Origin of the sequence: Bartonella sp. AS69XJJH (genome assembly GCF_042195585.1) — a bacterium.
GTDB lineage: Bacteria > Pseudomonadota > Alphaproteobacteria > Rhizobiales > Rhizobiaceae > Bartonella.
In genome coordinates, this window is the sequence record NZ_JBHIOO010000033.1 from 1 (window position 1) to 6,859 (window position 6,859).

A 6,859-nucleotide genomic window follows, 5' to 3' on the forward strand; every position below is an offset into this window, starting at 1 on the left:
ACAGTTAAAAGTAGAGGTTCCGTCACTTTCACAAGAAGCAGTGACTTTTATGAAAAATGTTGAAGCTGGTCGTGATAATTATTCGAAGATACCAGAGCAGATCAATCAAGAGTTTTTAAAGCTACAAAGTGCTTTAGATAAACGTTTTGGACAGGATGCCATTCATAAACAAGACTTTGACTTGTCAAAAGCAATACCCCAAAAACAGCCTCCGGATAAGAAGCTTATGAGTGAGTTTCAAGCGGCTGTTAAATTTTTGCAACAGAGACATACACAAGAGCTAAAAAATGTGATAGCGCAAACAAAGTCAAAAGATGTTTCGCGATAAAGAAATTTAGAACATTAGAAACTTGTTATTATAACTAATTCTATCCACACATAAGAAGGTAACTAAAGGAGTTTTACTATGAGTGTAGCCGTAGATTCAAAAGATGTTGTTCGAGCAAATATAGATAAGAAGTTGAAAAAAGAAGCTGGTGAAATATTAGCAAGTTTAGGACTTACGGTGTCTGATTTCATACGAATTTCCTTAGCTAAAGTTGTTGATGAAAGAGGATTACCATTTGATATGTCTATTTCTAATGCGAAAACGCTTAAAACTTTTGAAAAGAATGCAAAAGGATAAGATGTATACTTTGCGAAAGATATGAATGAGTTATTTAAGTCATTTCGACAGTTTTTAAAAAGCATCACGGCGTTTGAAGGGGTCGTAATAGATTTCTGTTACACGAAATTTTCCTTCGAGGCGTTTACATTGGATGATGACATCTATCATCGAGATTAATAAGCCGCGGATATCATCGCGTGCTAAATTACCACCACCGTCACTTTCTTTGACTAAAAGGGTCATTTGTTCGAAGGCTGCAAGGGCTGTTGAGGCGTGGACGGTAGTAATGGAGCCTGGGTGACCAGAGTTGACATTACGGATATAGTAAAAGGCTGTACCATCACGCAGCTCTTGTAGGAGGATTCTGTCGGGGCGCATGCGTAAGCCTGATTCAAGCAGTTCTTTTGCACCTGCTTTTGCTAAGCCTTGGTTATCTTTTGAATAAAAGAGTTGGACTTTGTTGGCGTGCGGAACGACAAGTTCTGGTGTGTCTTCAATGGTGAGAATTCGTTCATAGCCAGGGATTTTTGCAATTAAAGCTTTGGAGAGGGTTGTTTTCCCTGAACCGGTTTTGCCCGATATTAAGATATTTTGTTGTGTAATAACGGATCTCTCTAAAAAGTTGCAAAAATCTTTGGCCAGAAATAAATCTGTTAGTTCTTTTTCTGTATCAGAGAGTTCGGATAATCGTTCAGTCATTTGTTGTGTGGGTGTAAAACTAGTGTTTTTGGCGACAGAAAACAGATTGTTTTCATGTAAACTTTCAAGAGAAAAAGTGCGTGATGAAGGTTTACGAATGGTCATGCTAATGGTATTGGCTGCAACAGCTGGAGGCATAACAATTTGTATGCGTTCGTTGTTTGGTAGTGTTGCGGAGAGAACGGGGGTTTCTACACTGATTTTCTGAGTTGTATAGGCAGCAACAACTTTAGCAATTCCTTCTAGTTCGCCGTAGGTTAGTTCTTTTAAGATGTGGGTTTGCCAACCATCTGGACCCTCAACGATTACTTCGCCGGGGCGATTGATGACAATTTCAAATAAATTCTCATTATTGAGGAAGTCATCTAAGATTTTTAATTTTGTTAAAACGATAGAGGCTCGTTCTGCATTTTTGGCTGATGGCATAATGTGACTTTATTGGCTTAATGAAAAAAGGAATAGCTGGGAGTAGAGTGATACCTTTTGCTTGTTACTACTAGTTTATAGACAGATGAAAAATCGAGATCTCTTGCTACAAAGATGTTGACGAGTTCGCCTTGAAATTTTTCTAGGGTAGGCGGGATGTTGATTTGATTTTCAAGGGCAACGGTGGCTGTATCTTTTCCGATATTGCTTGCTTCAGAGCTGTTGAAACCACCACCTGAGTTAGAATTGCCTTTCTTTTTATTGGTTAGGTTTGTTGTAACGCTATCAACAACGGTGAGTAATAATGCTGAACTGAAGCGTTCCCACCAATGGGTGTTGACGTTTCCGTCAAAACCAGCTCTACCTAAACTATCAGTTGCGGGAGATGCAAGATTGATGATGACACCGGTTGGTGTTTTTGCTCTTGTCCAGAGCACAAAGAGACGAGATTGACCCTTTTTAAGCCCTCCTCGGTATTCACCAACAACTTGTGTTCCCTTATCAAGTAAAACAACACGCCCATTGTCAGAGAGGATATCGCGGTTGATTATGCAGCTTGCAAAGCCTGGTTGGTCGCTGTTTAATGCGGTTTCTAATATACAGGGAATAGAAGTTCCCATGGCGATGATAAAGTTTCTATTTCCCATGAGCCCAGCTCTTGTACCTTCTATTTTTGTAGGCTTTAGAAGTGAGGAAAAATTTTGTGAATCATTATTGGGAGTTTCATTTATATTATTACTATAGTTATTTCTCGGCATTTGAGTTGAAGAAGGGGGGGTATTGCTCGTAAAAGCTAATACGGGAGAACGTTGTGCTGCATCAAGTAAAGGATCATGTTCAACTGTTTTTTCTGGTGGATCCGTTGGTGATGGTAGTGTAATTGGAGCAATTTTTGCTTGTGATTCAGCGGAAACTAATTCTAAGGGAGCAACTGAGTTATTAAAGTCTTGTTTTTTATGAATATTTGCCGTGTCTTTTGGTGTTGGTGCTGTTGAAAATATATTCCAAAGCACATATGCGCAAAATCCTACAAAAGCTATAATAATAATTATTTTTTTGGGATCCGATTTTGATGTATTGTTTCTGCCACCCTCGATTGATCCTCGATCTTCGATGATTGGTTTATCACTCATAAGTTGTACCCTTCAATTCCCGCTTATTTAAAGATCTGATGCAATTTTACGTTCAACAGATGGTGAGGTTGTTCCGGTATTTGGATTTGTGCCTTTTGGTTGATAGGCTTCGTTAAAGACGCATAGGACGTTTCTTCCCTTTCTTAGGGTGAAGCGCGCGCTAATGGCATGGACAATAACCATGTTGCCTCTTGTGGTTTTGGGAACCAGCGATTCTGTACCGTCATTGTTGACGATGTAAATGGCAGGGATTTCTTGGTTGTCTGGAAATGTAAATGTTGTGGTTTTGCCATTGTCGTAAACGGAGGAGGGTTCGAGCGTAATAGAGCCTTGAGCGGTGTAAGCCCAATTGCGTGGTCCGTAGGTTTCATATGCGTTGAAGACATTATCAATCCGTTGGGATTGTTTTTTTTCTTGTTGCATAAGGGCTGCGAGCCTTCTTTGTGCTTCTTCTTCTTGTGGGTAGCGAAATTTCACAAGGAAATATGTTTCTTGTCCAGAGGAAATTTCCCCATCTTTGATCATGAGTTCAAATTGATAGGAGCGCTTTGAGCCATCAAGCTTTGTGGTGACGACTTGGAGATTGGTAATGGGTTGGACTTCTCTTGCTTTGAGGAAAAGAATATTGCCAGCGGGGGCGACTTCCCATGCAACGCTGTTGCCAATTGCCACATGGGCAATTTCTTCATTGGGAGAAAATTCTATTTGTACCGATGAACGTATGGAACCAATAATTTTTGTGACATTATAGGCATCATAATTGATAAAGCGAATGCGGCTATCGCTTGGCGCGCGGGTGGGAAAAACACTTGCGTAGCTTATATTCGTCAAAGAAAAGGCAACAGCAATCCTAAGAATGAGAAAAAGAATTTTTTTTGTCATGATCAGTTGACCACTTCCGGATCGGTTCTATATTCACTAACAATAAACCCTAGAGGATTTATCAAACGGTTTTTGACAGAGATAGGGGCATTGGTATATTCAAAGGTAAGTGTTGCAACCCAGTGAGTGATGAATTCTTTGTTGTTGTCGTTGTTACGCACAGTTCTGTAGTAACGCACTTGTGCAACTTTATCGTTGATAAAGGAAATTGATTTTATAGTGATTGTTGCAATGGAATTTTTGTAGATGATTTGTGGGCTCTGGGGATTTTTTGCGCCGTACCATCCAGCAAATCTTTCTCGTTCTTCAGGAGAGGAGAGGAGAGAGACAGTTTCGAAGTTATTTTGCGCTTCTTCTACGGCAAAACCTTCACGAAAGCGGACATATTTTGCGGCAAAATAGCGCGTGATTGCTTCGTCGACATTGGTGGGACCTTCTTTTAAGGCTTCTACAACTTCAGTGATGCCGGTTGAATTGTCCACACGGATGACAAAAGGTTCCACGGTTTTAAGGGGCGTGAGGGTGATGACCGCCAGAGAAGACATTATTGCAACAGCAACGGCTATGCCAGCAATGGCAAGCGAGATGCGGGTGGTGCGGCGTGAGGCGAGTATGCGATCTTGATCGAATGAGCGTGCTTCAGCAATGTATTGTTCTACGGCGTTTTCTTTCATGCTTTTTGCCCGCAATTTTTGTAAGACTTCATTTCTTCATTCGTTAGTTTTTTTGCCAGAAGCGTTTCAAGTTTGCTCTCTTTTACGGATGATTGTGTATTGCCACTTATGATAATAGATCTTGTGGTGGGCTTCTTCCCTTCCCAATTCCACATTGATCTGTTGAGTGGACGTTTAGAATATCCATCACACTTTGGGAGTGATTTCAGCGTGTTTGATGAAGACATACAGCCACTAAGAAAAAGAAATGGCAAGATAATCCCAATTTTTTTAACTACCCGCATTTGTAGTACTACCCCCTCTAAATTTCGATGCCAAACCTCTTAGACCGCTAACACCAGAACGAGCGGCTGCAAGAGCACCACGCCCAGCTGCTCTACTAGAATGGTGAGCTAAGTGTGTTGAACCTGTAAGAGCTGCTCCTCCAGAAGCTAAAGCAGAGGCAATTCCGGGTAAATGGATAAAAAGATAAATGCCACCAATGCCAATAACCAAAAATTGAAGTACAGAAAACATGATATCTGTAAGGTCACCTGAAAGGATGTCCATTGCAAGACTTACATACACGTTACCAAGCAACACGACTAATACTTGCAGAATAATGAAGTTTGCTAATTGACCTAACCACGCTTCTGTAAAACGCCTTGTTGTTGAAAATAGAGAAAAACTTATAAATATTGGTCCCACTGATATGACAAGAAATGATCCAAATTTAGCAAATATTGTGACGATAAAACCAATGGTGCAAAAAATCCCAGAAATAATTAAGCAAATAAGACCAGCAATCCAGTTAACAATAAACGTACCAACTTCAGTCCATCCGTTGTATTTATTTGCTGCATCGAAGGCGTGTGCATAAGCATTTTGTATCATATTGTCCCAGACATTCTTATCAGAAACTGCACCTTGTGTAGCATTTGAAATGGCATTAGGCAGATCAGTGAAAAATATATTTGTAATCCATGTGTTATAGTTAGCGGCTTGTGTGGTGAGTGTAACGATGATGCCAAGTTTGAAAGTTGTTGCTATAAAATCCCATAAGGGCATAGAAGAACGCCCATACATAATGTTGTAACCTATAAATGCTATATAGATTATACAAGCTGTTTGAAGAGGAACAGATAAAGCGCCTGAAAGATTGCTAATAGTTTTATCCATTATATCTGTAAGAGCATTCATTAAACGCTGATCTATCATGGTAAATATATCTTTTCTTACCATTGAATATCCATTTCATAAAATTTTTGTAAATACTATTATTCCTAATTGTTATAATAATTTTTATGGATCAAAATTATTATCGCGTTTTTGTTGTGCTCTCCTTTTTTCATATTCAGCTTTTCTCTTAGCTTCTTCTTCTTGTTGTTTTTTCTCAAATTCTTCTCTACGTTTACGATTTTCTTCGTCAATTTTTGCCCGACGTTCTTCATGAATTTGGTGATCGGCTAATCGTGCATTTTGACAGTTTTTCGAATTTCCTGTAAATCCACATCTCACCGCCCATTCTTTAAGTAAATTTTCATTTTTTTTAAATTCTTCTACGCTGTAGGTTTTTTCACAACCAGCTGTGATGAGCCCTGTGCAAAGTAGCAATGTTGTTATGATGATCTTGTTCATGTTCAAGCCCCTCTTTAATTTTTAATGACCGCGAAGTTGTTTTGCATAATCTTGGTATCGTTTACTAGTTTCTTCTCTGATCCGTATTGCTTCAGCTTCAGATTGAGCTTGTTGAATCATAGAAGTGGCTTGTGTTTGTAAAGCCTCTGCTTGTAATATTGCTTGTATAGCTGCTAATTGTGTTTGAGCGTCTTGAACTTCAGCAGCGGTTTTAGCATTTTTGAGTTTTTCAATAATCTTACTAATGGCTTCTTTCTTTTTATTAGCATCTTCGTAAACAGCTTGCCCTGTTGCTGCTTGTCCTACATTGCGATTGTGCAATTTTTCCACTTCTTGCTTGTAAAAGGCATCAACGGCTTCTTTTGATCCACTACCACCCGAAGGTTCTTTATATAAAAGTTTTTCTTTCCATTTTTCAGTGTTTCCGCTACCACCACCGGTGCCATCTATGGATTGTTCTAAATGATTAAAATCAGAAGGAAGGGCGCCACTGCTCCCTTGCTTGTTGAGCAACTCCTGCAATGCGGATAAATCAGGTTTTCCATTTAAGGAACTATATAATTGTTTTGCTTGATCGAGTTGATCTTTTAATTTTTCAAGCTGTTGTTTGCCTTGTTGAACTTGCTGTTCTGCTTTTGCAACTTGTTCTCTCAATTTTTTGGCTTGCTCTATATTTTCCAGCAGTATTTTATAATCAAAGGGACCTCCTCCAAATGCATTTGCTTGAGGTCCAAAAGAAATTGTGCAAAGGGCTGTTGCCAATAAAAGTTTTTTCATTGTTTTGACCTTTCTTGAAAAATAGGAAGCCATTTTTCTGGAGA

The 6,859-nt window shown here is 39.3% G+C and carries 9 protein-coding genes and 1 pseudogene; 2 read left to right on the forward strand and 8 right to left on the reverse strand.

The features are described 5' to 3' along the window. Both ACFIK6_RS08660 and ACFIK6_RS08665 read left to right on the forward strand, forming a co-directional pair. Positions 1 to 328: pseudogene (locus ACFIK6_RS08660) on the forward strand (adenosine monophosphate-protein transferase); the annotation flags it as partial. A gap of 78 nt (positions 329 to 406) precedes the next feature. Then, on the forward strand, positions 407 to 625 hold the full coding sequence (locus ACFIK6_RS08665; RefSeq protein ID WP_208439671.1) for a type II toxin-antitoxin system RelB/DinJ family antitoxin: 219 nt from the start codon (positions 407 to 409) through the stop codon (positions 623 to 625). A gap of 54 nt (positions 626 to 679) precedes the next feature. Here ACFIK6_RS08665 and virB11 read toward each other — a convergent pair whose 3' ends face one another. From virB11 to ACFIK6_RS08705, 8 genes are read right to left on the reverse strand one after another with little or no spacing between them, the layout of a single operon-like run. Next, positions 680 to 1,732, reverse strand: a complete 1,053-nt coding sequence (virB11, locus tag ACFIK6_RS08670) for a P-type DNA transfer ATPase VirB11 (RefSeq protein ID WP_273783800.1) — start codon at positions 1,730 to 1,732, stop codon at positions 680 to 682. Positions 1,733 to 1,749: 17 nt separating this feature from the next. Further along, positions 1,750 to 2,865, reverse strand: coding sequence for a type IV secretion system protein VirB10 (gene virB10 / locus ACFIK6_RS08675; RefSeq protein ID WP_273783798.1), 1,116 nt, complete (start codon positions 2,863 to 2,865; stop codon positions 1,750 to 1,752). 27 nt (positions 2,866 to 2,892) lie between these two features. Further along, entirely contained in the window at positions 2,893 to 3,747 is an 855-nt protein-coding gene (virB9, locus tag ACFIK6_RS08680) for a P-type conjugative transfer protein VirB9 (RefSeq protein ID WP_273783797.1), read from the reverse strand. A gap of 2 nt (positions 3,748 to 3,749) precedes the next feature. Next, positions 3,750 to 4,421, reverse strand: a complete 672-nt coding sequence (locus ACFIK6_RS08685) for a virB8 family protein (protein ID WP_375642619.1) — start codon at positions 4,419 to 4,421, stop codon at positions 3,750 to 3,752. Then, complete coding sequence (locus ACFIK6_RS08690; protein ID WP_273791701.1) at positions 4,418 to 4,705, reverse strand: type IV secretion protein VblB7; 288 nt, start codon at positions 4,703 to 4,705, stop codon at positions 4,418 to 4,420. Before ACFIK6_RS08690 ends, ACFIK6_RS08685 begins: the two co-directional genes overlap by 4 nt. Then, positions 4,692 to 5,642 carry a type IV secretion system protein gene (locus ACFIK6_RS08695; protein WP_273791700.1) on the reverse strand — a complete coding sequence of 317 codons (951 nt, stop codon included), beginning with the start codon at positions 5,640 to 5,642 and terminating at the stop codon, positions 4,692 to 4,694. The genes ACFIK6_RS08690 and ACFIK6_RS08695 overlap by 14 nt, the downstream gene beginning before the upstream one ends. A gap of 60 nt (positions 5,643 to 5,702) precedes the next feature. After that, the gene (locus tag ACFIK6_RS08700; protein ID WP_273791699.1) at positions 5,703 to 6,038 is read right to left on the reverse strand and encodes an EexN family lipoprotein; all 336 of its coding nucleotides are present in this window, start codon (positions 6,036 to 6,038) and stop codon (positions 5,703 to 5,705) included. 21 nt (positions 6,039 to 6,059) lie between these two features. Then, on the reverse strand, positions 6,060 to 6,815 hold the full coding sequence (locus ACFIK6_RS08705; protein WP_375642620.1) for a type IV secretion system protein: 756 nt from the start codon (positions 6,813 to 6,815) through the stop codon (positions 6,060 to 6,062). Between the last annotated feature and the right edge of the window lie 44 nt (positions 6,816 to 6,859).